This is a genomic window from Lacinutrix sp. MEBiC02404 (assembly GCF_053601575.1).
Genome location: NZ_JBSHNV010000168.1, coordinates 63325 through 87376 on the forward strand (window position 1 = coordinate 63325; position 24052 = coordinate 87376).

Genomic DNA, 24052 nt, shown 5'->3' on the forward strand with positions numbered 1-24052 from the left:
CGCTCATTTTTATTTAGACTAGTTAAAAATAAGTTAAGTTTTTATTTGGATTTAGTCTAAATAAATATAGATTTGCAGCTTATTTAGAATTAAAATGAAAAAAATTATAGTTATTCTTCTAGTGTTAATTACAGCTAGAATGCATTCGCAAGTAAAACAAGACGCTGTAGCTTTAAGTCAGCTTAAGGAAGAAATTAAAAACGAGCTTAGAGAAGAGTTAAGAATCGAAGCTGCAACAAAAAAAGATCCGTTATTACGATGGAGTAACTTTAGTCTTAGAGGTTACGGAGTTGTAAATTACTACAATAACGACTACGATACAGATCCTACGCTAAAAGATAAATTTGATGCAGAGCGTTTAAACCTATACCTAGAGTATAAATTTACAGACAGAATAAGTTTAAAAACCGAAATAGAGTATGAACACGGTGGAACAGCTTCTGCTTTAGATTTAGACACGCAAGAAGAGTTTGGTGAATTCGAACAAGAAATTGAAACTGGTGGAGGTGTTAAGTTAGAGCAAGTACATATCAACTTTAAAATAAGACCATACTTTAATGTTCGTGCTGGTAAAATGAAAATGTATTTTGGCTTACACCAAAGTTTAGATACACCAGTACAGTATTTTACTACCACACGTCAGGAAATGGAAAATGCTATTATTCCTTTAGGTTGGTATGAAACAGGTATTGAGTTTTATGGTACTTTTGCAAAAAGGTTTAACTATAGAGCATATATCGTTAGTGGCTTAGATGCTTCCGGATTTTCTTCCAGAGGATGGATCAAAGATGGTTACCAACAACGTTTTGAAATGGCTAATGCAGCATCTTTAGCATTTTCAGCACGATTAGATTATAAATTTGGTACACATAAAGATACCTATGTTGGTATTGCGGCATATATTAATGATGCGGCAGCAAATAGACCTAAAGATGATATGAGCGAGAGTGCTTATGTTACCATTGTAGAAGGGCACGTTACCTATAACGAAAACAATTTAAGATGCAACGTAATCGCACTTTACGGAAATCTAGAAAATTCAAATATTGTTTCTCTTCGTAATGCAAATTTATCCAATAATTTAGGAGTAAAAAGAACACCTGTTGGTAAAAACGCTTTAGGGGTTTCAGCAGAAATCGGGTATAATATTCTGCCATTAATTAATACAAATACTACACAACAATTATTTCCTTTTGTACGCTATGATTATTATGATACCATGCAAGACGTAGAAGGAAGTATCATAGATAATCCGCGTTGGGAACGAAACGTCATTACTGGAGGAATGAACTGGTTTGTGCATCCGCAAATAGTTGTAAAAGCACAATATTCAGATAGAGAATTAGGTTCCGAAAACTACGATTTATCTACACTAGAATACACAGGAGAAAAACAACACGACAGAACCTTTTCAGCAGGAATAGGTTTTAAATTTTAATAAATATAACACACACACTTAATATGAAAAAAAGCAATTTATTTTTAAGCCTAGCCACATTAGCAGCCGTAAGTTTTACTAGTTGTAGTGATAATGAAGAAAATTCGGAAACTGTAGATCCTAACGCTGGAATATACACCGAAGTATTAACAGACTTAGCTATAGACGTAATTACAGAAACGTATAATAGTTTATATACTAATTCGGTAACATTAGAAACAGCCGTTAGTAATTTAACGATTGGAAATGAAACGGAATTAGACGCTGTAAAAGCAGCATGGCAAAATACAAGAGCGCCTTGGGAAAAATCGGAAGGCTTTTTATATGGTCCAGTTGATACGGACGGAATTGATCCAGCTATAGATTCTTGGCCTGTAGATGTTAATGCAATTGACAATATTTTAAATAGTACGAATGAAATTACTTCTGCTTTATTAGAAAGTAATAACGAAGCTAGAGGATTTCATACGCTAGAGTATTTTATTTGGGGATTAAATGGAAATAAAGCGGCTTCCGAATTAACAACAAGAGAACTAGAATATTTAGTCGCAGCAACACAAAACTTAAAAACAAAAACACAAGAATTATATTTTGGTTGGCTAACTTCGGAAGGGGATTTTGCTTCTAACTTTGTGAATGCAGGTGCATCAGGATCTATCTATACTTCTCAAAAAGGTGCTTTGGAAGAAATAGTAGAAGGTTTAGTGATTATTACAGATGAGGTTGCAAATGGTAAAATTGAAGAACCTTTAAATGGTAATAATGGAGGGGCAAAACCAGAAGCGGAAGAATCTCGTTTCAGTAACAACTCCAAATTAGATTTTGCTAACAACATTAGAAGTATTCAAAATATCTATTTAGGAGATTTCAATGGTAATAATGGAAACGGAATTACGAATGTGGTTGCTTTATCTAATGCAACATTAGATGCTGAGGTTAAAGTTGCAATAGCAGCTGCAATTACAGCTATCGAAGCAATTCCTGGTACATTCACAGATGCGATTGTAAATAATAGAACAGCAGTACAAAATGCGCAAACTAAAGTAGCAGAATTACTAATTGTTTTAGAATCAGATTTAACACCGTTTATTACTAGTTTATAGAAGTAAATATAGTATTATAATAATTAGAAAGAAGAGTATGTATACGTGTATATTCTTCTTTTGCATATAACGTATTATTTTGAAAAGGAGTATTTATTTATTAGGATTACTAGTTTCTTCGTTTACATTTTTCACATCTTGTTCCGACAACGAACCGGAAAATTATGTGAATTTACCAAGCATTGAAAATCGTTTGTTGGCAGGAGGAGAAACCACTGTTTTTTTAACCTCTAGTAATGCTTTTAGTACGCCAGCAGCGAATTTAAATGGTAGTGATTTGGAGATGCACTTAGATGGTGATTTTCAATTCGAAGCTGCTTTTGTTACCGCGCCAGCAACGGTTAACGGAGGTATCGGTCCCATTTTTAATAATACGTCTTGCGTAAGTTGTCATCCTAAAGATGGTAGAGCAAAATTTCCGGATAATCTAAATAGTTTGTCTGGCTTTTTTCTAAGATCTAGTATTCCTGGAGAAACTGCAAATGGAGGTCCGGTTCCAGCGCCTAACTTCGGACTCCAAGTACAAAATCAAGCCATTTTTGGTTATGAACCGGAAGCAAAATTTCAAGTCCATTATACCGCGATTGTGGAAACTTTAGCAGATGGTACAGAAGTAATCTTACAAAAACCAGATTACATGTTGGTAGATGCGTACGTTGCTGTACCAAGTTCTATATTATTGTCGCCAAGACTTGCACCTCCAGTTTTTGGTTTGGGTTTATTGGAAGCAATTTCAGAATCTGAAATATTAATGCATCAAGATATTAATGATATCGATCAAGATGGTATTTCTGGTAAAGCAAACTATGTGTATGATGTTGTTTCTGGTACAACGCAAATTGGACGCTTTGGGTGGAAAGCAAATACCGCTACTATTTTAGAACAATGTGCAGGAGCCTATCTTCATGATATGGGAATTACAAGTGCTATGTTTCCGCAAGAAACAGGTTTCGGACAAACAAACGGAAGTGATGGTTTAGCAGATGATCCTGAGATTACCGAAGAAATTTTAAACCAAGTAGTATTTTATTGTCAAACACTAGCCGTTCCCGCTCCAAGAGATTTAGAAAATGAATCGGTAAGAAGAGGTTCTCTAATTTTTGAAGAGCTACAATGCGCTTCTTGTCATGTACCAAGTATGACAACTTCTAGTAATGCTATTTCCGCAATATCCAATCAAACTATTTATCCGTATTCCGATATGCTTTTACATGATATGGGAGAAGGTTTAGCAGATAATAGACCAGATTATTTAGCGAATGGAAACGAATGGAAAACAAGACCGCTTTGGGGAATTGGTTTAACACAAGTGGTTAATGGACATACCGATTTTTTACATGATGGAAGAGCAAAAAATATAACCGAAGCTATTTTATGGCATGGTGGTGAAGCATTAAATGCTAAAAATATGTTTAAAGAATTGGCTCCTTCAGAAAGAACAGACTTATTAAACTTTGTGAATTCGCTTTAGTGTTATTCTGTTTTGTAATCTATTAATTTTTTAGGGCCTTCCAATAGAACACGTACAATTTTTAGCGTACCATCTTCTGTAGTGGCAATTTGCCATTTGATTAGGGAGATTTCGCCATTTTCAATTTCAATTCCCGTAATGCTTCTTGGATGTACGCAACTACCATCATTAAAAAAAGCAATATCTCCAGGCGCCGGAAAACGTGGTCTGTGTGTATGGCCAACCACCGTAATTATGTTGTTGTTTTCTGTGATCCATTTTTTGGTTCTTCGTTCTACTTTAATAAGTTCTTTGTAGTTTTTTGCTGGTGTTGTAGGATCTGCAATGCCCATAACATTCAGGGGTTTCCAAAGTACTCGGACTAAAAATCGACTCCATTTCCAAAAGGTATAGTTCCACCAGTCTGCTTGATGGCCATGCGTTAAAAAAATTTCTTGTTGGGTTTCTGTATTTTTTAATATAATGCCTTCATGGTATTTAATACCACAAAAAAGTTCGACATCCTCACCAATTTTTTCATCAAAATAGGTAGAAAGATTTTTTTCCACATACTTCGGGTCGCGATATACCATATCATGATTTCCCCAAATCATATGCAATCTATTTTGCTCATGAAATAACTTCATAAGTAGGTATACATTTTTATGTGCTTCTAGTATTGGTGTAAAAGATAAGTTCTCCCAAAGTTCATCACCATCGCCAATTTCAGCATAACTAAATCCTTCGGCATAATAATTCTTTAAAGCATGAAAGTAAATGTTTCTATTATTCGCAAAATCATCTGCAAAACTATTATCTCCACGATGACAATCACTAAAAAGAATGAATTTGGAATCGTTATCAAAATCTAAAATCTTTGCTTCTTTATAAGCTCTGTCTAATCGTTTTTTTGCTGAAAACATGTAGCGTTTTTAAAGAGAACAATATATGGATTATTTTCTTTTAAATTTCCAGTGTGTTATGCTGATCGGTACTATACGTTTTTATGAAAACTATAGCTGTTTTTAAATGAGAAATAGGAAAATAGTTTACATGTACATAAAACGATTATTAATAAGATAGATAGTAAAGAGGATTTCTTTTTAAAAGGACTTTTAGTTTTTAGTCTTGCACAAATTATAAGGTCTTAATTATGAGTAGTAATCTTTAAATGTTATTTTTACTATATGAAAATAGCTATTAAAAGGTCTTTACATGCAGGATAAGAAATGGTATGTATTATATGTGAAGCGCAATCATGAAAAAAAAGTAGAAAAACTTATTAATGCTTGGGGTGAAGCCGTACTTGCATTTTGTCCAACGCGAACAGAGTTAAGAGTTTGGAGTGATCGAAAGAAAAAAATACAGGTTCCTTTGTTGCCTCGCATTATTTTTATTCATGCCACAGAAGAGATGCGAGCAAAAGTTTTTGATATTCCTGGAACGTTGAATTATTTATATGATCAAGGGGAACCAGGTGTAGTTAGAGACGTGGAAATTGAATTTTTAAAAAATAATTTGGAATCTCTTGATGTTAAATCACATACTTTAGAAGCGTTTACTCCGGGAACTACCCTATTTATGGATGATTTTGGATTAGATAATCAAAAAGGTCTTATTGTTAAATCTACCAAAAATAACCTTTGGGTTGTTTTGAAGTCGGTAGGATTTGTTGTAAAATTGCAGCTTAATTAAAAACGCCCAAATCTAAATAACCAACTGTTTAAAAGAGTATTACGATTATATCCAAATCATATCTAGTAAATTATTAATAAAATCTATTTTAGGTTTTTCTATATAATTTATGAAACTACTTAAATTCTAAATTCATGTTATTCTAATCCTAAAAACTGGAAGGTATTTCAGGATTAAGATACATCTTTTTTTTAACATGCAGTCACCCATTTTATTTTTTGTTCGTTACGGTTATATTATACATCAAAGAGAAGTATTTTACTTTTCTTTATAATTCTAATGACAACTTGCAATGGGACAAGTAAGGGCGAAGCCACGTCAATTTGTTATTATAGTATAGTATTTCTTCTAGTTCTAATCAGATATAGCTATTATTATGATTTCAGATTATTTACCAACGAATCACGAGGAGATCACCGCCTTGTTACACAATTATAAAGGAATCGCAGTGGTGTGTACTGCAGCTTTTTCTTTAATAGTTACTCTAATAGTAATGCCTAAAGTGGTAGCGATAAGCAAAGAGAAAAATTTAACAGCGCTGCCAGATGGTAGAACGTCTCATAAAGGCATCGTTCCCACACTTGGTGGCGTTGGTGTGTTTACGGGTTTAGTGCTTACTATTAATATTACAGCTATATTATTTGCAAACTATGGCCAACTTATTGACTTATTAATTTTTAATGCTCTAGTATTGTCCCTATTATTAGTGGGGATTTTTGATGATATTATGAAGATGGCACCTCGAAAAAAATTGGGGTACCAGACCGCTATAGCTACGGTATATGTTATTGGAACAAATGTTCATATAGATTCGTTTAAAGGATTGTTTGGTTTAGGAGAGTTACCTGCAGTGCTTGCCATAATTTTTTCAGTTTTTGTAATTGTTTTAGTTATTAATGCCTACAATTTAATTGATGGTATAGATGGATTAGCAGGAGTATTAGGAGTTTTGATTTCTAGTTACATGGCTGTTGTTTTTTATTATAGTGGTTACTTTTTTTATAGTTTAGTGTGTCTCTCGTTGGTAGGTTCTTTACTCGGGTTTTTAGTATTTAACTTTTCGCGGCATCGCAAAATATTTTTAGGCGATACAGGTTCTATGATCGTTGGTTTTTTACTGGCTATTGAAATCGTTACCTATTTGAGTGTGAGTGCTTACAATACGGAGTTGTTGTTGTTCAGAAATGCTCCTGTTATTGTTATGGCTTTATTATCTTATCCTTTATTTGATACCTTGCGTGTGTTTTGTATCCGGATATGTAATAAGCGTAGTCCGTTTTCAGCAGATAGAAAGCACATACATCATCGTTTAATAGATTTAGGTCTAAAACATAAATATGCTACACTAATTATAGCGCTTTATACTATTATAATTACAGGTTTGGCATTTTCTCTTAACCATTTACCAATAAATGCAGCATTTGCTATTACGCTTCCTATAGGAATACTACTTTTACTATCCCCTTTTATGGTAAAAATAAAAGTAGGTAAACTGAAATGGGTGGTGCCTACATTGTAAAGGGACAATAAAGAAAGGATTAACAAGGTTATTACAATATATCCATAAAAAATAAAAACCCGTTAGATTACGGTACTTATATATATGAAAAAAATAGCATTAATTACCGGCGTTACAGGACAGGATGGCGCTTATTTGTCAGAGTTTCTATTAAAAAAAGATTATATCGTACACGGTGTAAAGCGTCGTAGTTCGTTATTTAATACAGATCGTATCGATCATTTATACCAAGATCCGCATGTGGATAATCGTAATTTTATTTTGCATTACGGAGACTTAACGGACAGTACCAATTTAACACGTATTATTAAACAAGTACAACCCGACGAAATCTATAACCTTGCAGCCATGAGTCACGTGGCAGTATCGTTTGAAACGCCGGAATACACTGGTAATGCGGATGGATTGGGGACGTTACGTATTTTGGATGCAGTCCGCTTATTAGGATTAGAGAAAAAAACACGTATTTATCAAGCTTCAACCTCAGAGTTATACGGTAAAGTACAAGAAGTACCACAAACCGAAACCACTCCATTTTACCCAAGATCGCCATATGCAGTAGCAAAAATGTATGCGTATTGGATTACGGTAAATTACAGAGAAGCTTACGGGATGTACGCTTGTAACGGTATTTTATTTAATCACGAATCGCCTTTACGTGGCGAAACCTTTGTAACCAGAAAAATTACTAGAGCAGTCTCTAGAATTGCATTGGGGTTACAAGACAAATTATATTTAGGAAACCTTGACGCACAGCGCGATTGGGGACACGCCAAAGATTACGTCCGCATGATGTGGATGATTTTACAAGCAGATCAAGCAGAAGATTGGGTAATTGCAACCGGAAAAACAACATCTATCCGTGATTTTGTTAAATTTGCATTCCAACATATTGGCGTAACACTAGCCTTTTCAGGAACCGGAGTGGATGAGGTTGCAACCATTGCAGCATGTTCTAATCCAGAATACCAATTAGAAATCGGTAAACAAGTATTAGGTGTGGATCAAAGATATTTTAGACCAACCGAAGTCGATTTACTTATCGGAGACGCAACTAAAGCCAAAGTAAAATTAGGATGGACACCTAAAATTGAGTTAAAAGAATTAATCGAAGACATGATGAGTTCTGACCTAACGTTAATGAAAAAAGACCAATATTTAAAAGAAGGCGGTTACAAAACCTTAAATTATTTCGAATAAGCAATAGTCCTTCAAAAAAAAAACACATGACAAGTACGCTTCCAAAAGACGCAAAAATATATATTGCAGGACATAAAGGTATGGTAGGTTCGGCCATTTGGCGCGCCTTAACTGCAGCAGGTTACACCACGCTAATTGGTAAAACTAGTAAACAATTGGACCTACGTAATCAAGACGCAGTCAACCAATTTATGGCCAGCACAACACCAGATGTAGTAATTGTAGCAGCAGCAAAAGTGGGCGGAATCCTGGCAAATAGTCAATTTCAATACCAGTTTTTGTTAGAAAATCTACAAATTCAGAATAACATAATAGACGCAGCCCATCGTAACAACGCTAAAAAGTTACTATTTTTGGGCAGCTCGTGTATCTATCCAAAATTAGCAGCACAACCATTGCACGAAGACAGCTTGCTAACAGGACCATTAGAGCCAACTAACGAAGGGTACGCCATAGCAAAAATTGCAGGTGTCAAACTCTGTCAGCATATCAAAAACCAATACCAAAAGGATTTTGTAAGCCTAATGCCAACCAATTTATATGGTACAAACGATAATTTTGATTTAAAATCATCACACGTATTACCAGCCATGATTCGTAAATTTCATGACGCAAAAAATAATAACAACGCACCAGTAACCCTTTGGGGAAGCGGGACACCAATGCGCGAATTTTTGTTTGTGGACGATCTGGCACAAGCCGTACTATTTGCAATGCAAAACACGCTATCAGACCATTTATACAATGTTGGTACCGGTACAGATATTACCATAAAGCAATTGGCGCAAACCATACAAAAAGCAGTTGGACATACTGGAGACATTATTTGGGACAGCAGTAAACCCGATGGGACACCACGTAAATTAATGGATGTTTCTAAATTAAAACAAGCCGGATGGCAGTATAGCGTAGATTTAGAAGACGGTATAAACAAAACCTACCAATGGTTTTTAGACAACGCATCCACTTACAAACAAGTTAAGTTATAACATACAAAACTAGTAATGCACACACAATCCAATAACACCGCACAAACGCAGGTGTCCGATTATAAAAAAGTAAAGTCCATCTGTTGTATTGGCGCAGGCTATGTTGGAGGACCAACTATGGCGGTAATGGCACAAAAAAATCCAGATATTAAGGTCACCGTTGTAGATCTAAATGCACAACGTATTGCAGACTGGAATGATGCGGACCTAAGCAAACTACCAATTTTCGAACCCGGTTTAGACCAAGTCGTTAAAGAAGCCAGAGGGCGTAATTTGTTTTTTTCGACTGATGTCGAAACCGCAATAGACCAAGCAGACATGATATTTATATCCGTAAACACACCAACCAAAACCTATGGCGAAGGGAAAGGGATGGCAGCAGACTTAAAATATATCGAGCTGTGCGCCAGACAAATTGCAAAGGTTGCAACTACAGATAAAATTGTAGTCGAAAAATCAACCCTACCAGTAAAAACAGCACAAGCCATAAAAAGTATTTTAGACAATACCGGAAACGGAGTCAAATTTCAAATATTATCCAACCCAGAATTTCTAGCAGAAGGTACCGCAATGACCGATTTGGCAAATCCAGATCGCGTATTAATTGGTGGAGACCAAAGCCAAGAAGGACAACAAGCTATGCAAGCCCTAGTAGACGTGTATGCTAGTTGGGTACCAAAAGCACAAATATTAACCACCAATATATGGTCGTCTGAGCTATCTAAATTAGTAGCTAACGCCTTTTTAGCACAACGGGTATCGTCTATAAATGCCATTTCGGAGTTATGCGAAGCTACAGAGGCTAATGTAGAAGAAGTCGCCAAAGCCATTGGGATGGACTCGCGTATAGGATCAAAATTTTTAAAAGCCTCCGTAGGTTTTGGAGGGTCTTGTTTTCAAAAAGACATTTTAAACCTAGTGTATATTTCTAAATCTTTAGGCTTGCAGGAAGTGGCAAACTATTGGGAGCAGGTTATTATAATGAATAATCACCAACGTAACCGCTTTGCAAAAAACATTGTTTCTACCTTATATAATACCGTATCCGGCAAAAAAATAGCCTTTTTAGGCTGGGCGTTTAAAAAAGATACTAATGATACCAGAGAGTCTGCAGCAATATACGTCGCAGATAGATTAATAGACGAGCAAGCCAATATTAGCGTGTACGATCCTAAAGTGACTGCCACACAAATGCAATCCGATATTAATTACTTAAATACCAGAACCGAAACCCAAAATAGTGCCTTTTTAAATACTCAAAATAATCCATATAATGCAGTTAAAGATGCACACGCTATAGCAGTGTTAACGGAGTGGGACGCGTTTAAAACCTACGACTGGCAACGCATTTATGATAGCATGAGCAAACCCGCGTTTGTTTTTGATGGACGAAACGTATTAGATAAACAAGCACTAGAAACTATAGGGTTTCAAGTGAAAGTGATTGGGAATTAGTAGAATTTTGTTTAAGCTTTGTGCAATACTTATGAATGAGTTTTATTTTTTTAATGAAGAAGAGGTACTTATAAAAATGATTAATGTTTTTAGTTAAGAATATAAAACAATTCTTAAATCAAGGTCATAAAAGATCCATTTTAGCGAAGAAGAATATACTGTATCTTTTTATTATAAAAGGTTTCAGTATGTTAGTTGTCTTCGCGACTTTATCTATTTCAATAAAATATCTTGGAAAAGAGAATTATGGTATTTGGATTGTAATTTCAGGATTAATATCGTGGTCAAATGTATTTGATTTAGGTTTTTCTAAAGGACTACGAAATTGTTTAGCAGAGATTAAGGCTAAAAATAATTTGGATGAAGGTAAATATTATGTTAGTACAACATATGCGTTTCTATTTTTTTTAGCTTTTATATTAGTATTGGTATTTACTCCGCTTATTTTTTACATTGACTGGAGTGAACTATTAAATTCAGATAAAATAGCCAACGAGTCTATTAGATTAGTGATTTTCGTTGTTTTTGGAGCCTTTATTATACAGTTTATACTTAAACCAATTACTGCGATATTTGAAGCTTTGCAGTGGCCATCAATAGCGCAATTAATTACACTGCTTGGGGCAATATTATCTTTGTTTGGTATTTTTGTTTTACTAAATATTAATACTGAAAACTCGCTGCTTAATTATTCTTATTTGTATTCATTAGGGCCAGTAATAGCCTTTTTCATCATTAGTTTAATTGTATATTTTGGTAAATTTAAAAATTTAAGACCTTCATTCAGTTTTGTGAAATTTGGTTATCTCAAAAAAATAGGAAGATTAGGCGTTACCTTTTTTTTAATACAATTATCGGTAATCGTCATACTTCAATCTGATAACCTAATTATTACTAATTTACTTGGACCAGAAACTGTAACAGAATATAATATTGTCTACAAATATTTTAGTGTAATATTTACTTTGTTTTTAGTTGTTATTTCTCCTTTTTTAAGTGCTTGTACTGAAGCGTACATTCAAAAAGATATGGATTGGATTAAAAGAAGTATAAAAAAACTTTTAAAGTTTACTTTAATTCTAGCAATTTTAGCAATTATTATGGTGTTAATTTCGGATGTAATTTATAAATTCTGGATAGATGTAAATATAGAAATACCAATTTCACTCTCAATATTTATGGCTAGTTATACCATCATTTTTTGTTTTATTTCAATTTTTGCTCATTTTATAAATGGCATAGGTAAGTTGAAGATTCAATTAATAGGTAATGTAATTGCAGCTCTAGTTAATATTCCTCTTTCAATTATATTCGTAAAATATACAAATCTTGGTGTTTCGGGTGTAGTATTGGCGACTATTATATCCATTCTAATTATTGGTGTTTTTCTAATAATACAGTTTAAAAAAATAATTAATAATACTGCTAATGGTATTTGGAATACTTAATATTTTAATATGATTATAAATCTTAGACTCTTAAGAGTCATTTTATTTGCTTTTAATTTTATTAAATGGAAACTTATAGGTTTAAAAACGAAAGGGTTTGTGCGTATTTATCCTAGAGTGAGTATGTTAAATCCAAAAAACATATTAATAGAAGAAAATGTGTCTGTGTATACTGGCGTTATACTTAAAGCTGTTAGAGCTAGTGTCCTTGATAGAGATTCGGGTATAAAAAAGACTAAAACTGGAAAAATCGTTTTAGCAAAAAACAGTTCCATTGGTGAGTATAGTTTTATTAATTCATTACAGTTAATTGAAATTGGCGAAAATGTTTTAATCGCTCAACATTGTTATATTGGCGATGCAAATCATGTGTTTTCAAATCGTCAAATACCAATAAAAAAACAAGGGTCTACTACGAGCCCAATTAAAATATGCGAGGATGTATGGATAGGATGTGGAGTGATAATATTGCCGGGAGTAATAATTGGTAAAGGAGCAGTTATAGCTGCTGGGGCTGTTGTAAATAAGGATGTACCGCCGTATACTGTTTTTGGAGGCGTACCTGCAAAACAAATTAAAAAAATTAGACAAGGATAGAATGGGTAAAGTAACAGTAATGATACCTACATATAACCAAGAAGATTATATAGGTATAGCTATTGAGAGTGTATTGGCGCAAAAATATACTAATTTAGAAATTATTATTGGTGATGATTGTTCAACTGATAAAACAGAAGCAGTTGTACAAAAGTATTTATATGACAGCAGAGTAAAATATGTAAGGCATAAAGAAAATTTAGGAAGAGTTAAAAATTATAGAAAATTACTTTATGATAATGCTTCGGGCGAGTTTGTTTTAAATTTGGATGGCGATGATTGGTTAGTTGATCCAGATTTTATATTTAAAGCAGTATCGTTGCTTAAAGAAAATAACGAGATGTCATGTGTTTTGGCTGATAGGCAAAATTATTACAAAGCGTTAGATAAATTTGTAACCTATGATAATAAGAACAAACCTTTCGTAAAGACAATTATGAACGGGAATGAGATTTTTATCAATTGGTTTAATATAAATTTTGTGTTCAGTCATTTTGGATGTATTTATAGGAGGGACTTAGCATTAAAGTTAGACTTTTATAGTAAAAATATTATTTCTTCTGATTTTGAATCCATAGGAAAGCTTTTTATTAATCACCAAGTTGGTTATTTGAATTTAATTTCTGGAGTTTGGCGTTCACATGATACAAATGCAAGTCATAATAGTAATACTGATGGAGTTTTAGCTAATTTAATAAAGTACGATAGTTTATCTAATTACGCCCAAAAGCTTGATGTATTTAAGAAAGAAGAATTGGTTAATTGGTTGTTTCAAATGAAAACAAATAATTTATCACAAGATGTAATCTATGTATTACAATCTTATAAAATCTCAAACATTAGTAACTTTTTGTCTGCTATTTTTAAATATGATAAAAAGATAGCTTTGTCCAGTTTGGCTAAAGCTTTAAAAAAAATTATTAATCATTTTATGAAAAAAAATAAGAAATGAAAATAGCTATATGGTGGAATATACCTTGTAAATCAATAGTGCCTGTTGCAAGGCAACTAGCTTCTTTTCCTAAAGTGGAAGTCACTTTTATTTCTGAAACAGATTTATCGGAAAGCAGAAAGCAATTAGGTTGGAAATTACCAGATTTTGGAAAAGCTAAGTATATTGTATTACCTCAGGATGAATGGAAGGAAGAAGTAAGCAAACATATATTAAGCGATTATGATATACATGTGTTTAATGGTATATATTTATTTGATAAAATACGTTTTGGGATAGATTTAGCTCGTAATAAAAATGTTCCATTTGGTATAATTTCGGAAGCTTATCATAATCCCTATGTTGGATTTAAAAGAGTTCTTAAATTTTTGTACACTAGAACAATAACTCCTTTTAAAGTTTGTTTTAGAGCAAAAAAGGCCTTGTTTGTTTTAGGGGCATCAGGTAATAATGTAAAACCCTTTTTGCATTTAGGATGGAAGAAAGAACAATTTTTTCCTTTTGGTTATTTTCCAGAAAATGATGGATTTGTTTTTGATGCTAAAACAAAGAATAAAATACCAGTAATTTTAAGTACTGGGTATATTACGAAAAATAAAGGTCAATATTTATTGATTCAAGCGCTATCGGAGTTGCAGAAATCTAATGTACCTTTTAAATGTTTTATAACAGGTTTTGGACCAGATGAAGAACGGGTTAAAGATTTGGCTAATAATTTGGGACTTAACGATGCAGTCGAGTTTACTGGTGTAGTAGATACTGATAAATTAAACCATTTAAAGAAAACTGCCGATTTGTTTTTAGCACCTGGTTATGAGGAGCCCTGGGGTATTAGAATTAACGAAGCCATATTAGCTCATACTCCTGTAATTGTTAGTGATGGTATTGGTGCTTGTGAGTTAATTAGGAATAGTGAGGCTGGTCGTGTTTTTAAAAGTGGTGATTTAAATTCATTAGTGAAAGTATTAAAAAATCAGTTAAATACTGAGAATTTAGAGGTTAGTAAGACTAATGCGGAATTGTTTGCGCCTAAAATAGCGCCCGATAGTGCTGCACATTATTTACTTGACATAATTAATCACGTGTTAAATAAAACCAATGTAAAACCTTATCCATTATGGTTAAATAAATAGCAAATGTTTTATTCAAATTTAGTTTATGCTCTTGTTTTAATATTTTTAATAATTCAATTATTTAAAAACAGATATAGCCTATTTGAAGTGTATATTTTTGTCATACCTTTTCATAGTTGGCATTATAATATTGGTTTAAATTTATTTATGAGTCAAATTATTAATGTGGTTATGTTGTGTGCACTTCCATTTTTAATTGTAAAAAATAAAAAGATTGAGTTTAATTTTGGTTCTAAATATTTCAACTTTTTTTTGTTATATACTTTTTTAAGTACATTAGTAATTAGTTTATTTTTTATTGATTCATTTTTGGAGCTTGGTGGTTTTTTTCGCTCAGAGGGTCGTTTTCTTTCTCAATTAATATTGTTGTTTTTAAACTTTAGTATAGTGCCACTTGCTGTTCTATATTTAAAAAACATATCACATTTGAAAAAATGTTTTAAAGTCTATATTTCGTCTTTGCTTTTGTTATCATTTTTAGGTTTGTTGCAATTTGTTGTGTATTTGGTATTTAATTTAGATTTATTTCCTTTAAGTATAGATAATTATGGAGATATACGTTCTGGAATATATGGTTTTGCCGACACTAATTTTTTTAGAATCAGTTCTCTCGGTGGAGAGCCAAAAGGGTTTTCAATATCTCTTGTGTTAGGTTTTTTTGTTATTCACGTATTTAATCGTTATCAGATTTCTTTTTTTAAATACGATGTTTACATAAAATATCTGTTTTTATTCCTAGCATTTGCAACAGTTTCTACTAGTGCATTAGTTTTGTTTTTTATTTTAGTTATCGTTTATGCTTTGTTTCCAAAGCAAAATATTGGTAAAAAGTTAAAAAGCAATAATGTATTAATACTATTTGGTTTTTGCGCAGTCTTGTTTTTCTGTTTTTATTATTTTGATATCCTTTTAACAGTTTTTCAAGAGCGTATTTTGGATCGTGATGTCGTTAAAGAAGATTTTGATGCACCAATATTGTTGTTTTTTAAATCTTATCCAGAATATTTGTTTTTTGGTTCCGGGATAGGTAATATTCATCATTTGTCATATAGCTTTATCCCTGTTGAGTATTTGCATTATATGAAAGACAGTATTTTTTCATCCAAAAGTGGATATTTAAAATTGATTTCGGAATACGGCTTTTTTGGGTCAATTATTTTTCTTTCATTGGTAGGTAACATATTCTTGAAATTAAGAACGGTCTCGCGTAAATTAAATTTTGTTCAGAGCAAGTACTTTTATGCTATGCAGCTTCTTTTAATAATATGTTTTATTGCTTATTTGGCTAGGGTTTATTTATATACTGAATTAATCTTGCTTTTAGCCATAACAAATGCATTAGCTTTTAATCAAAAATTTATTTCTTAAAATTATTCTAAATCAATTAATCAGTAAATAACAAAAATCAAAATCTTGATAATTAATCACGTCATAACCTCAATAGATATTACAACTGGTGGACCAGCAAGAAGTGTCACACACTTAATTGCAGCCATGTTAGGTGTTGATAAATCGTTAGCTATTGGATTAGACACTTTAAAAAGTGAAACCCCAATTACAACCTCTTTTAATACGGTTAATAGTGCAATTAGATTTCATGCTTTTGAGAAATTACAACGCTCTAAAAGTTTAGTAAATAGTTTAAAGCAATCGGATGCTACTTTATTGCACGGTCATGGTTTGTGGCAAATGCCAGTGCATCAAATGGCTAAAATAGCACGTCAAAAAAACATACCGTATATTATTACTCCAAGAGGCATGTTGGAGCCTTGGGCGTTAACGCAAGGTAAATTAAAAAAGCAAATAGCCTTACAGCTGTTTCAGTATAAAGATTTAGAAAAAGCCACCTGTTTACACGCTACCGCACCAATGGAAGTGGATAGCATCAGAGCGTTAGGTTTAAAAAATCCTGTAGCCATGATACCCAATGGTATTAATTTGGAGGATTTTCCGGAGCAAATACCAACCAAAGCCAAACAACCGTTTAGACTATTGTTTTTGTCCAGAATTCATAAAAAAAAAGGGATTGAGAATTTAATCGAAGCGTGGCAACAAGTACACACGGGATTAAAACAAAATTGGGTTATTGATATTTACGGTAATGGTGACCAAGCATACATCAATAGCTTAAAAGACAAAATAAAAGCTGCTAATTTACAAAATCAAATTAGCATTAAACCGCCTGTTTTTGGTGACCAAAAATTAAAAGTATTTAGAGAAGCTTCGGTTTTTGTATTGCCAACCTTTAGCGAAAATTTTGGGATAGTAATCGCAGAAGCTTTAGCCAGTTATACGCCTGTAATTACTACAAAAGGCGCACCTTGGCAAGAATTAAACACGCACGATTGTGGACAATGGATTGATGTTGGTGTTGCGCCATTAGTGGATGCGCTTAATACCATGATGGCAAAACCACCAGAAGTATTGCAACAAATGGGCGCAAATGGTAGGCAATTAATTGAGCAAAAATATAGCATGCAAGCGGTTGCAAAACAAATGTTAGTGTTGTATGATTGGATTTTGAATAAAGGGGAAACACCTGATTTTATAGATGTATTATGAGCAAAGTAGATTTATCACAATATAAAAACAGTTTAAGTCGCAAAAACCAAATAGCACGGTTGTTGTGGACTATGGTTTGGTTTGTTTTTGCAAGACCATTACCACGCAGTATTGGTAATACTTGGAAATTGTTTTTATTACGTCTGTTTGGTGCAAAAGTACACGCAAAAGCAGTGGTGTATTCTTCTGTTAAAATTTATGCACCTTGGAATTTAGAAATGCACGAATATGCGTGTTTAGCGCCAGAAGTGGATTGTTACAATGTTGCTAAAATTACCATTGGTGCGCATGCAACGGTGTCGCAAAAAACGTATTTATGTACCGCATCGCACGATATTAGTAAATCAAATAACCCTTTAATTGTTGCCCCAATAATTTTAAAAGACCAATCTTGGGTTGGTGCAGCTGCTTTTATCGGCATGGGTGTCACTATCGGTCAAGGTGCTGTAGTTGGTGCAACAGCTTCAGTGTATAAGGATGTTGAACCTTGGTCTATTGTTGGCGGTAATCCAGCAAAATTCATTAAAAAAAGAACCCTAAAGAATGAGTAAGGCTTCAATTACAGTTATAATATTAACGTTTAATGAGCAAATTCATTTACAACGTTGTATAGATAGTGTCAAAGATATTTGCCAAAATATTGTAGTTGTGGATTCTTTTTCAACAGACAATACGCAGCAAATTGCTGTAAAAAACAATGTTCAGTTTGTTCAGAATATATGGACTAATTATGCTACTCAGTTTAATTGGGCATTGGAAAACGCAAATATCTCAACAGATTGGGTTTTACGTTTAGATGCTGATGAATATTTAACGGAAGCGCTTCAAAAAGAAATTCAAAACAAATTATTAAGCATTCAAACGCCAATTAACGGTATTGTGTTGCCTTTAAAGCGTGTTTTTTTAGGCAGACACATAAAACGAGGTACAGGTGTAATAAAGTTATTACGATTGTTTAGAACAGGTTTAGCAAAATCGGAGTCTCGTTGGATGGATGAACATATTGCATTGTCAAAAGGTCAAACCATAGATTTTTCTGAAGCTTTTGCGGATGATAATTTAAATAACCTTAGTTGGTGGACACAAAAGCATGTTGGTTATGCGATAAGAGAGGCAATTGATTTGTTAGATATTGAATTGGATCTAATTCCAACGAATAAAACGGAAGGCAGTTTAAGTAAACAAGCTTCAAATAAAAGAGCTTTAAAAAAGAGCTATTCTAAAAAACCATTGTTTTTACGCGCATTTATTTACTTTATTTATCGCTATATATTTCGACTTGGATTTTTGGAAGGAAAAGAGGGGTTTTTATGGCACTTTTTACAAGGTTGGTGGTACAGGACTTTAGTAGATGCTAAAATTTATGAAATTAAAAAAGCATGTGGTTCGGACCCAATAAAAATAAAAAACTATTTAAAAGAACAGTATAGTATTAGTCTTTAAGATTTAATCTTTCGGATTTAGAAACAATTCAAATGAAAATTTCAATAATAACAGCAACCTACAACAGTGGTGCAACTATAACCAGTTGTATGGCGTCTGTATTGGCACAAACGTATCCAAATATCGAGTATGTAATTATTGACGGAAACTCCACAGATAATACCATTGCTACGGTAAAACAAATCCAATCGGAAGCGCCCAACGCTAATATCGTCATTCAATCTGAACCCGATAAAGGAATTTATGATGCCTTGAATAAAGGAATAGCTTTGGCGACCGGAGATGTGATTGGTTTTGTGCATTCCGATGACTTGCTAGCTAATCCAAAAACCCTAGAGACCATTGCGACTATTTTTAAAAACCAAACCGTGGATGGTGTGTACGGCGATTTACAATATGTTAATAAATCGGACATTACTAAGGTGATTAGGTATTGGAAAAGTGAAGTATTTACAAAACGCTTGCTTAAAAAAGGGTGGATGCCCGCACATCCTACGTTATTTTTAAAACGTGACGTGTATAAAAAACATGGCCGATTTAATTTAACCTACAAAATAGCAGCAGATTACGACTTTATTTTACGCGTGTTTAAAGATGATAGTTTGGCGTTTAGTTACTTGCCAGAAGTTATAACAAAAATGAGAGCTGGTGGCGCAAGTAACCGCAGTCTAAAAAATATCCTTATAAAATCGAAAGAAGATTATAAAGCAATTACCACTAATAACATAGGCTCGATTTGGACCATATTACAAAAAAATGTGTCTAAATTAAATCAGTTTTTTAAGAAAGACTAAACGAAAACTATTACTATTTATTTACAGTAAGACTGTTTATGTGTTATTTAGTTACTATTTTTGCCGCCAAATTCAAGTGTAACGTATTGTTTTATACTTTTTTATAAGTTGGTTTAAAACATAAAATAGAAGTACCCCCAAATAATAAATTACTTAATCTAAAAAAAAAGAAACCATTACCCATGAGTATACCACAAAAATTAAAAGGGCTTTTACTAATCCTATGTGCTGTATTTTGCAGTAGTTGTGTGAGTAATAAAGAAATTTTATACTTTCAAGATGCCGATACCTACAAAGAAACTAAAATCGAGTATCGCGAAAACACTATTCAGCCTAACGATATATTGTCTGTAACCATAAGTGCTGCTATTCCAGAAACAGCCATTCCGTATAATCGTATCACGAGTACTAATGCCGCGTCTAATACTAGTTTAGAAATGCTAAAACTGCAAGGGTATTTAGTAAACCCAGATGGAACCATCTCTTTACCAGTGTTAGGTAAAGTGGTCGCAAAACAATTAACCAATAGTCAATTAGAGACTGCTATAGGTAATCAATTAGAAACAGGAGGGCATTTACGTAATCCTATAGTAACCGTACGTTTGTTAAATGCAAAAGTAACCGTATTAGGAGAGGTTCAAAGTCCAGGGACATTCACGTTTACAGAGCAATACTTAAGCGTGCCACAAGCTTTAGGCTATGCAGGAGATTTAACTATTAATGGTCGTCGTGACGATCTGTTACTTATTAGAGAAGTAGACGGCATCCGTAAAATTAAGCATGTGAATTTAACCACTGCCAATTGGATGGATGATGCAGAATACATGCTAAAACCTAACGATGTGTTAGTAGTACAACCTAATCGTGCTAAAGTGAAAACAGCAGGATATATAGGTAATGTTACCACTATTGTTGCTATTGCTTCCTTAGTGGTAAGTGCCACTATTTTACTGACTAGATAATCCCTATTTATGAATACGCAATTAGAATACGACTCAGAAGACGAGCAATTAGATATTAAAGGTATTGTTAACCGTTATCTAGCATATTGGCGTTGGATTGCTTTATGCGCCATTATAGCGGTAGTAGTAGCATTTTTATATTTACGGTACACACCAAATAGTTATACAACCACAGCAAAGGTTAAGATTTTAACGGATAAAGAGGCTACAGATTTTGCCTTAGATTTAGATAAACTGTTAGGTAAAGGGAATGTAAACCTAGAAAACGAACGTGCGGTTTTACAATCGTTTCGCTTAAATCGACAAGTTGTAAACCAATTAAATTTACAAGTCGCTTACTTTAAAGAAGGTCCTCTTAATCAAATACCAGTATTTGATGCTCCATTTAAAGTGGTATATGTACCAAATTTAGTTAATGAAAAAGCACTACTGGATTTTAAAATCACCGTGTTATCCAGAGGTTATATGCTGATGAATATGGATACAGAGGAAACCATAGAAATACCAACCTTTTATTTTAATGCACCTACCACAAGCTTTCCATTTAAAATAACACCAATAGATACCGAAACTATAATGCCTGGGGAAAACCCAGTATATACGGTTGTTATTGCTAGCGAAAGTAATGCGGCGCAAAATTTAGTTAAAAACATAAGCGTCGCGCCAGATGGTAAAAACAGTGATATTTTAGTGTTGAGCTTGAAAGCAACCAATAAAGTGCAAGCACAAACTATTTTAAACACGCTTATTGAAGCATACACGGCAGATGGGATATTGGACAGGCAAGAAGTATCCAAACGCACGATATCTTTTATAGACGAACGTTTTAAATACTTAACAACCGAGTTAGATTCGATTGAAGGCGCTAAAGGAAGCTATAAGCAAAATAATAACTTAAGTATTTTTGAAGCAGATGCAGCTTCGGTTATTGAAAAAAAATCGATTAAAGAGGAACAATTATTTGAAGTAGAAACACAAATTTTGTTAGCGGATGTGTTAGCAAAAAGTATGATGAATTCAGGAAATGTGAGTTTATTACCAGCAAATATTGGTTTAAATAGTGGTGCAGTTAACACCTTAGTAAGTGATTATAATACGGCGGTTTTAGAATACAATAAATGGAAAGCTAGTGCTGGAGATAATAATCCTAAAGTCAAAATATTAAAACAAACTATTGTAGATCTTAATAATAATATTGGAAGTTCTTTAGTCGGTTACAGAAGCCAATTAGAACAATCGTTAAAACAAAACAAACAGGCACAAGGTGTTGCACAACAGTCCTTCAAAACATTGCCTAATAAAGAAAAAATACTGCGAAGCATTGAGCGTCAACAATTACTAAAAGAGAATTTGTATGTATTGTTATTGCAAAAACGTGAAGAAGCAGCAATAACTATGGCTGTGACCTCTGCCAATGTTAAGGTGATAGATTATGCCATTACCAATTCGATTCCTGTAGCGCCAAAACGTAAAATAGTGTTATTAGGTGCTTTATTAATGGGATTAGGATTGCCAATTGGCTTGTTATATTTAAAGTTTTTAACCAATACAAAAATCTATACAGGGAAAGACGTAGAAGCAATAAATGCGAATAACCCTATTGTAGGTGAAATACCTGTAATTACGAATGCAAAAGAGGTGTTGAAAACAACTTCTGGAAACTCACAAACTGAAGAAGCCTTTAGAACATTAGTGAATAATTTAAACTTTACACTAGGGAAGCAACAAGGTTTGGGAGGCCAGGTTATTGGAATTACATCCTCAGTAAAAGGAGAAGGTAAAACAACGGTTGCATTTAATGTTGCAAAAACCTATTTTACACTAAAAAAGAAAGTACTATTGGTTGGGGCAGATTTAAGAAATCCCCAATTACATACGCTAATTAATGAGTCTAAAAATACAGGAGGATTATCTAATTATTTAAGTGATACAACCTTTAAGTGGGATGAAGCGGTATTGAATATGAATACAGGTAGCAAGGATTTTGATTTGTTATTATCTGGTCCAATTCCTCCAATGCCAACAGTGTTATTATCTAGTACGCGTTTTCAAGACTTTATAAGAGAAGCACGATTGCAATACGATTACATTATAATAGATACAGCACCAACCTTGTTAGTTGCAGATACATTAACCTTTATTAATGATATGGATTTTACTGCTTACGTCGTGCGATCTGGTATCACAGAAAAACCACTTGTAGAGTATTCTAAAAAATTAGTAGATCAGAAAAAGATAAACAATATGGGATATATCATTAACGATATCGATCATAAAGGATCTTATGGATATGGCTATAATTATGGTTACGGTTATGGTTATTCTGCCGAAGCACCTAAAAAAAGTTGGTATCAATTCTGGAAGTAAATAAGGAAAGTTATCAATGCGTAGTCTGCAAAAAAAATCCAACTGCTAAAGAGGAATATGAAGGGTGTTAATAAAAATATATTGAAACAACAACGTCTTATTATCACTGTTTTTACCATATGGTTTGGTATTAGCACACAAGCACAAACAGAGGTGAAGTTTAATGTGGCATCGGCAGTTTTGTTAATGCCTAATTTTGGTATTGAAATACCTTTAAGTGACCATTCTAGTGCGCAACTAGATGTTTTAGGCGCTTTTTGGGATAGTTTTCAAGGAGTTCCCTTGCAGGTTATTCAAGTATTTCCTGAATATCGCTATTATTTTAAAGAAAACAGAAGGAGTTTTTTTATAGGAGCACATGTTGGTTTTGCTATGTTTACGTTACAAAAACCAAAGGGTTTAATTCTTTATGATCACTATCAAGATCCGGATACGTATCCAGATTTAGGAGAAGATAACTATACTTCTGGAAGAACTACATTTTATGGATTGACTACAGGATACAAGAAAAAATTTAATGAACGCTGGGGATTAGAATTATTTTTGGGAGGTGGCTTATCACAAACCAATTACAAAGGTTACGAGGGTTTAACTAGAACAGATGTTGATGAAGAAAATTATAGAGACTTTAATGGTAGTGGTGAAGTATTGTTGTATCGTGGCGGTATTATGCTAATATATATGTTAAAATAATAAAAATGGACTCGTAATCTAATAGTAACCATTATCTCTTAAAAATTTGGAGAAGGCTAAAAATAAATAAAAAAAACGCTTCTAAAAGAAGCGTTTTTTTTATTTATTTAGATGTCACGTCCTGAAATAGCGATACACTAAAACCTTAGTGTAATGAAACCAATAGAAAAGACGGACTACGTCAAGCGTACTCAAAAGGATTACTCTCTTTCTTTTAAGTTAGAAGTTGTCATGGAAATCGAGCAAGGATTT

At 33.3% G+C, this 24052-nt stretch carries 21 protein-coding genes; 20 read left to right on the top strand and 1 reads right to left on the bottom strand.

Annotated elements, in window-relative coordinates:
• Positions 1 to 94 precede the first annotated feature (94 nt).
• The 3 genes from ACVCXO_RS09055 (at position 95) to ACVCXO_RS09065 (ending at position 4012) form a co-directional block, all read left to right on the top strand.
• On the top strand, positions 95 to 1438 hold the full coding sequence (locus ACVCXO_RS09055; protein ID WP_452229270.1) for an autotransporter outer membrane beta-barrel domain-containing protein: 1344 nt from the start codon (positions 95 to 97) through the stop codon (positions 1436 to 1438).
• A 23-nt stretch (positions 1439 to 1461) separates the two neighbouring features.
• The gene (locus tag ACVCXO_RS09060; RefSeq protein WP_452229271.1) at positions 1462 to 2541 is read left to right on the top strand and encodes an imelysin family protein; all 1080 of its coding nucleotides are present in this window, start codon (positions 1462 to 1464) and stop codon (positions 2539 to 2541) included.
• Between the two features lie 79 nt (positions 2542 to 2620).
• Positions 2621 to 4012: a di-heme oxidoreductase family protein gene (locus ACVCXO_RS09065; RefSeq protein ID WP_452229272.1), complete on the top strand. Its 1392-nt coding sequence runs from the start codon at positions 2621 to 2623 to the stop codon at positions 4010 to 4012.
• Between the two features lie 2 nt (positions 4013 to 4014).
• On the opposite strand, the gene ACVCXO_RS09070 is transcribed toward ACVCXO_RS09065, so the two are convergent.
• Positions 4015 to 4914 (bottom strand): metallophosphoesterase, encoded by a 900-nt coding sequence (locus ACVCXO_RS09070; protein ID WP_452229273.1) that lies wholly within the window; start codon positions 4912 to 4914, stop codon positions 4015 to 4017.
• A 292-nt stretch (positions 4915 to 5206) separates the two neighbouring features.
• On the opposite strand from ACVCXO_RS09070, the gene ACVCXO_RS09075 reads away from it, so the two are divergent.
• The 17 genes from ACVCXO_RS09075 to ACVCXO_RS09155 all read left to right on the top strand — a co-directional run bounded on the left by ACVCXO_RS09075 (position 5207) and on the right by ACVCXO_RS09155 (position 23800).
• Complete coding sequence (locus ACVCXO_RS09075) at positions 5207 to 5686, top strand: UpxY family transcription antiterminator (RefSeq protein ID WP_452229274.1); 480 nt, start codon at positions 5207 to 5209, stop codon at positions 5684 to 5686.
• Between the two features lie 376 nt (positions 5687 to 6062).
• A complete protein-coding gene (locus ACVCXO_RS09080; RefSeq protein WP_452229275.1) occupies positions 6063 to 7205 on the top strand; it encodes an MraY family glycosyltransferase in 1143 nt (380 codons plus the stop codon).
• Positions 7206 to 7289: 84 nt separating this feature from the next.
• Positions 7290 to 8405, top strand: a complete 1116-nt coding sequence (gmd, locus tag ACVCXO_RS09085; protein ID WP_452229276.1) for a GDP-mannose 4,6-dehydratase — start codon at positions 7290 to 7292, stop codon at positions 8403 to 8405.
• A 26-nt stretch (positions 8406 to 8431) separates the two neighbouring features.
• Positions 8432 to 9394 carry a GDP-L-fucose synthase family protein gene (locus ACVCXO_RS09090; RefSeq protein ID WP_452229277.1) on the top strand — a complete coding sequence of 321 codons (963 nt, stop codon included), beginning with the start codon at positions 8432 to 8434 and terminating at the stop codon, positions 9392 to 9394.
• A 15-nt stretch (positions 9395 to 9409) separates the two neighbouring features.
• Complete coding sequence (locus ACVCXO_RS09095; protein WP_452229278.1) at positions 9410 to 10849, top strand: nucleotide sugar dehydrogenase; 1440 nt, start codon at positions 9410 to 9412, stop codon at positions 10847 to 10849.
• Positions 10850 to 10932: 83 nt separating this feature from the next.
• Complete coding sequence (locus tag ACVCXO_RS09100) at positions 10933 to 12297, top strand: lipopolysaccharide biosynthesis protein (protein ID WP_452229279.1); 1365 nt, start codon at positions 10933 to 10935, stop codon at positions 12295 to 12297.
• Positions 12298 to 12306: 9 nt separating this feature from the next.
• A complete protein-coding gene (locus ACVCXO_RS09105) occupies positions 12307 to 12894 on the top strand; it encodes an acyltransferase (protein ID WP_452229280.1) in 588 nt (195 codons plus the stop codon).
• Between the two features lies 1 nt (position 12895).
• Positions 12896 to 13846 carry a glycosyltransferase family 2 protein gene (locus tag ACVCXO_RS09110; RefSeq protein ID WP_452229281.1) on the top strand — a complete coding sequence of 317 codons (951 nt, stop codon included), beginning with the start codon at positions 12896 to 12898 and terminating at the stop codon, positions 13844 to 13846.
• Positions 13843 to 14979, top strand: coding sequence for a glycosyltransferase (locus tag ACVCXO_RS09115; RefSeq protein ID WP_452229282.1), 1137 nt, complete (start codon positions 13843 to 13845; stop codon positions 14977 to 14979). Before ACVCXO_RS09110 ends, ACVCXO_RS09115 begins: the two co-directional genes overlap by 4 nt.
• Before the next feature lie 147 nt (positions 14980 to 15126).
• Positions 15127 to 16347 carry a hypothetical protein gene (locus ACVCXO_RS09120; RefSeq protein ID WP_452229283.1) on the top strand — a complete coding sequence of 407 codons (1221 nt, stop codon included), beginning with the start codon at positions 15127 to 15129 and terminating at the stop codon, positions 16345 to 16347.
• Positions 16348 to 16392: 45 nt separating this feature from the next.
• Positions 16393 to 17541 (top strand): glycosyltransferase, encoded by a 1149-nt coding sequence (locus tag ACVCXO_RS09125; protein ID WP_452229284.1) that lies wholly within the window; start codon positions 16393 to 16395, stop codon positions 17539 to 17541.
• Entirely contained in the window at positions 17538 to 18092 is a 555-nt protein-coding gene (locus tag ACVCXO_RS09130) for a putative colanic acid biosynthesis acetyltransferase (protein WP_452229285.1), read from the top strand. Before ACVCXO_RS09125 ends, ACVCXO_RS09130 begins: the two co-directional genes overlap by 4 nt.
• Positions 18085 to 18984 carry a glycosyltransferase family 2 protein gene (locus ACVCXO_RS09135; protein WP_452229286.1) on the top strand — a complete coding sequence of 300 codons (900 nt, stop codon included), beginning with the start codon at positions 18085 to 18087 and terminating at the stop codon, positions 18982 to 18984. The genes ACVCXO_RS09130 and ACVCXO_RS09135 overlap by 8 nt, the downstream gene beginning before the upstream one ends.
• 32 nt (positions 18985 to 19016) lie before the next feature.
• Positions 19017 to 19778: a glycosyltransferase family 2 protein gene (locus ACVCXO_RS09140; RefSeq protein ID WP_452229287.1), complete on the top strand. Its 762-nt coding sequence runs from the start codon at positions 19017 to 19019 to the stop codon at positions 19776 to 19778.
• Between the two features lie 182 nt (positions 19779 to 19960).
• Positions 19961 to 20740, top strand: coding sequence for a polysaccharide biosynthesis/export family protein (locus tag ACVCXO_RS09145; protein ID WP_452229288.1), 780 nt, complete (start codon positions 19961 to 19963; stop codon positions 20738 to 20740).
• 9 nt (positions 20741 to 20749) lie between these two features.
• Complete coding sequence (locus ACVCXO_RS09150) at positions 20750 to 23107, top strand: GumC family protein (RefSeq protein ID WP_452229289.1); 2358 nt, start codon at positions 20750 to 20752, stop codon at positions 23105 to 23107.
• A gap of 57 nt (positions 23108 to 23164) precedes the next feature.
• On the top strand, positions 23165 to 23800 hold the full coding sequence (locus tag ACVCXO_RS09155; RefSeq protein WP_452229290.1) for a DUF3575 domain-containing protein: 636 nt from the start codon (positions 23165 to 23167) through the stop codon (positions 23798 to 23800).
• Positions 23801 to 24052: the final 252 nt, after the last annotated feature.

What these genes read in the sequence shown, in the direction of transcription:
- ACVCXO_RS09055 (WP_452229270.1), top strand. Translation starts at nt 95, where the DNA reads ATGAAAAAAATTATAGTTATTCTTCTAGTGTTAATTACAGCTAGAATG.
- ACVCXO_RS09060 (WP_452229271.1), top strand. Translation starts at nt 1,462, where the DNA reads ATGAAAAAAAGCAATTTATTTTTAAGCCTAGCCACATTAGCAGCCGTA.
- ACVCXO_RS09070 (WP_452229273.1), bottom strand. Translation starts at nt 4,914, where the DNA reads ATGTTTTCAGCAAAAAAACGATTAGACAGAGCTTATAAAGAAGCAAAG.
- ACVCXO_RS09075 (WP_452229274.1), top strand. Translation starts at nt 5,207, where the DNA reads ATGCAGGATAAGAAATGGTATGTATTATATGTGAAGCGCAATCATGAA.
- ACVCXO_RS09080 (WP_452229275.1), top strand. Translation starts at nt 6,063, where the DNA reads ATGATTTCAGATTATTTACCAACGAATCACGAGGAGATCACCGCCTTG.
- gmd (WP_452229276.1), top strand. Translation starts at nt 7,290, where the DNA reads ATGAAAAAAATAGCATTAATTACCGGCGTTACAGGACAGGATGGCGCT.
- ACVCXO_RS09090 (WP_452229277.1), top strand. Translation starts at nt 8,432, where the DNA reads ATGACAAGTACGCTTCCAAAAGACGCAAAAATATATATTGCAGGACAT.
- ACVCXO_RS09095 (WP_452229278.1), top strand. Translation starts at nt 9,410, where the DNA reads ATGCACACACAATCCAATAACACCGCACAAACGCAGGTGTCCGATTAT.
- ACVCXO_RS09100 (WP_452229279.1), top strand. Translation starts at nt 10,933, where the DNA reads ATGTTTTTAGTTAAGAATATAAAACAATTCTTAAATCAAGGTCATAAA.
- ACVCXO_RS09105 (WP_452229280.1), top strand. Translation starts at nt 12,307, where the DNA reads ATGATTATAAATCTTAGACTCTTAAGAGTCATTTTATTTGCTTTTAAT.
- ACVCXO_RS09110 (WP_452229281.1), top strand. Translation starts at nt 12,896, where the DNA reads ATGGGTAAAGTAACAGTAATGATACCTACATATAACCAAGAAGATTAT.
- ACVCXO_RS09115 (WP_452229282.1), top strand. Translation starts at nt 13,843, where the DNA reads ATGAAAATAGCTATATGGTGGAATATACCTTGTAAATCAATAGTGCCT.
- ACVCXO_RS09120 (WP_452229283.1), top strand. Translation starts at nt 15,127, where the DNA reads ATGAGTCAAATTATTAATGTGGTTATGTTGTGTGCACTTCCATTTTTA.
- ACVCXO_RS09130 (WP_452229285.1), top strand. Translation starts at nt 17,538, where the DNA reads ATGAGCAAAGTAGATTTATCACAATATAAAAACAGTTTAAGTCGCAAA.
- ACVCXO_RS09135 (WP_452229286.1), top strand. Translation starts at nt 18,085, where the DNA reads ATGAGTAAGGCTTCAATTACAGTTATAATATTAACGTTTAATGAGCAA.
- ACVCXO_RS09140 (WP_452229287.1), top strand. Translation starts at nt 19,017, where the DNA reads ATGAAAATTTCAATAATAACAGCAACCTACAACAGTGGTGCAACTATA.
- ACVCXO_RS09145 (WP_452229288.1), top strand. Translation starts at nt 19,961, where the DNA reads ATGAGTATACCACAAAAATTAAAAGGGCTTTTACTAATCCTATGTGCT.
- ACVCXO_RS09150 (WP_452229289.1), top strand. Translation starts at nt 20,750, where the DNA reads ATGAATACGCAATTAGAATACGACTCAGAAGACGAGCAATTAGATATT.
- ACVCXO_RS09155 (WP_452229290.1), top strand. Translation starts at nt 23,165, where the DNA reads ATGAAGGGTGTTAATAAAAATATATTGAAACAACAACGTCTTATTATC.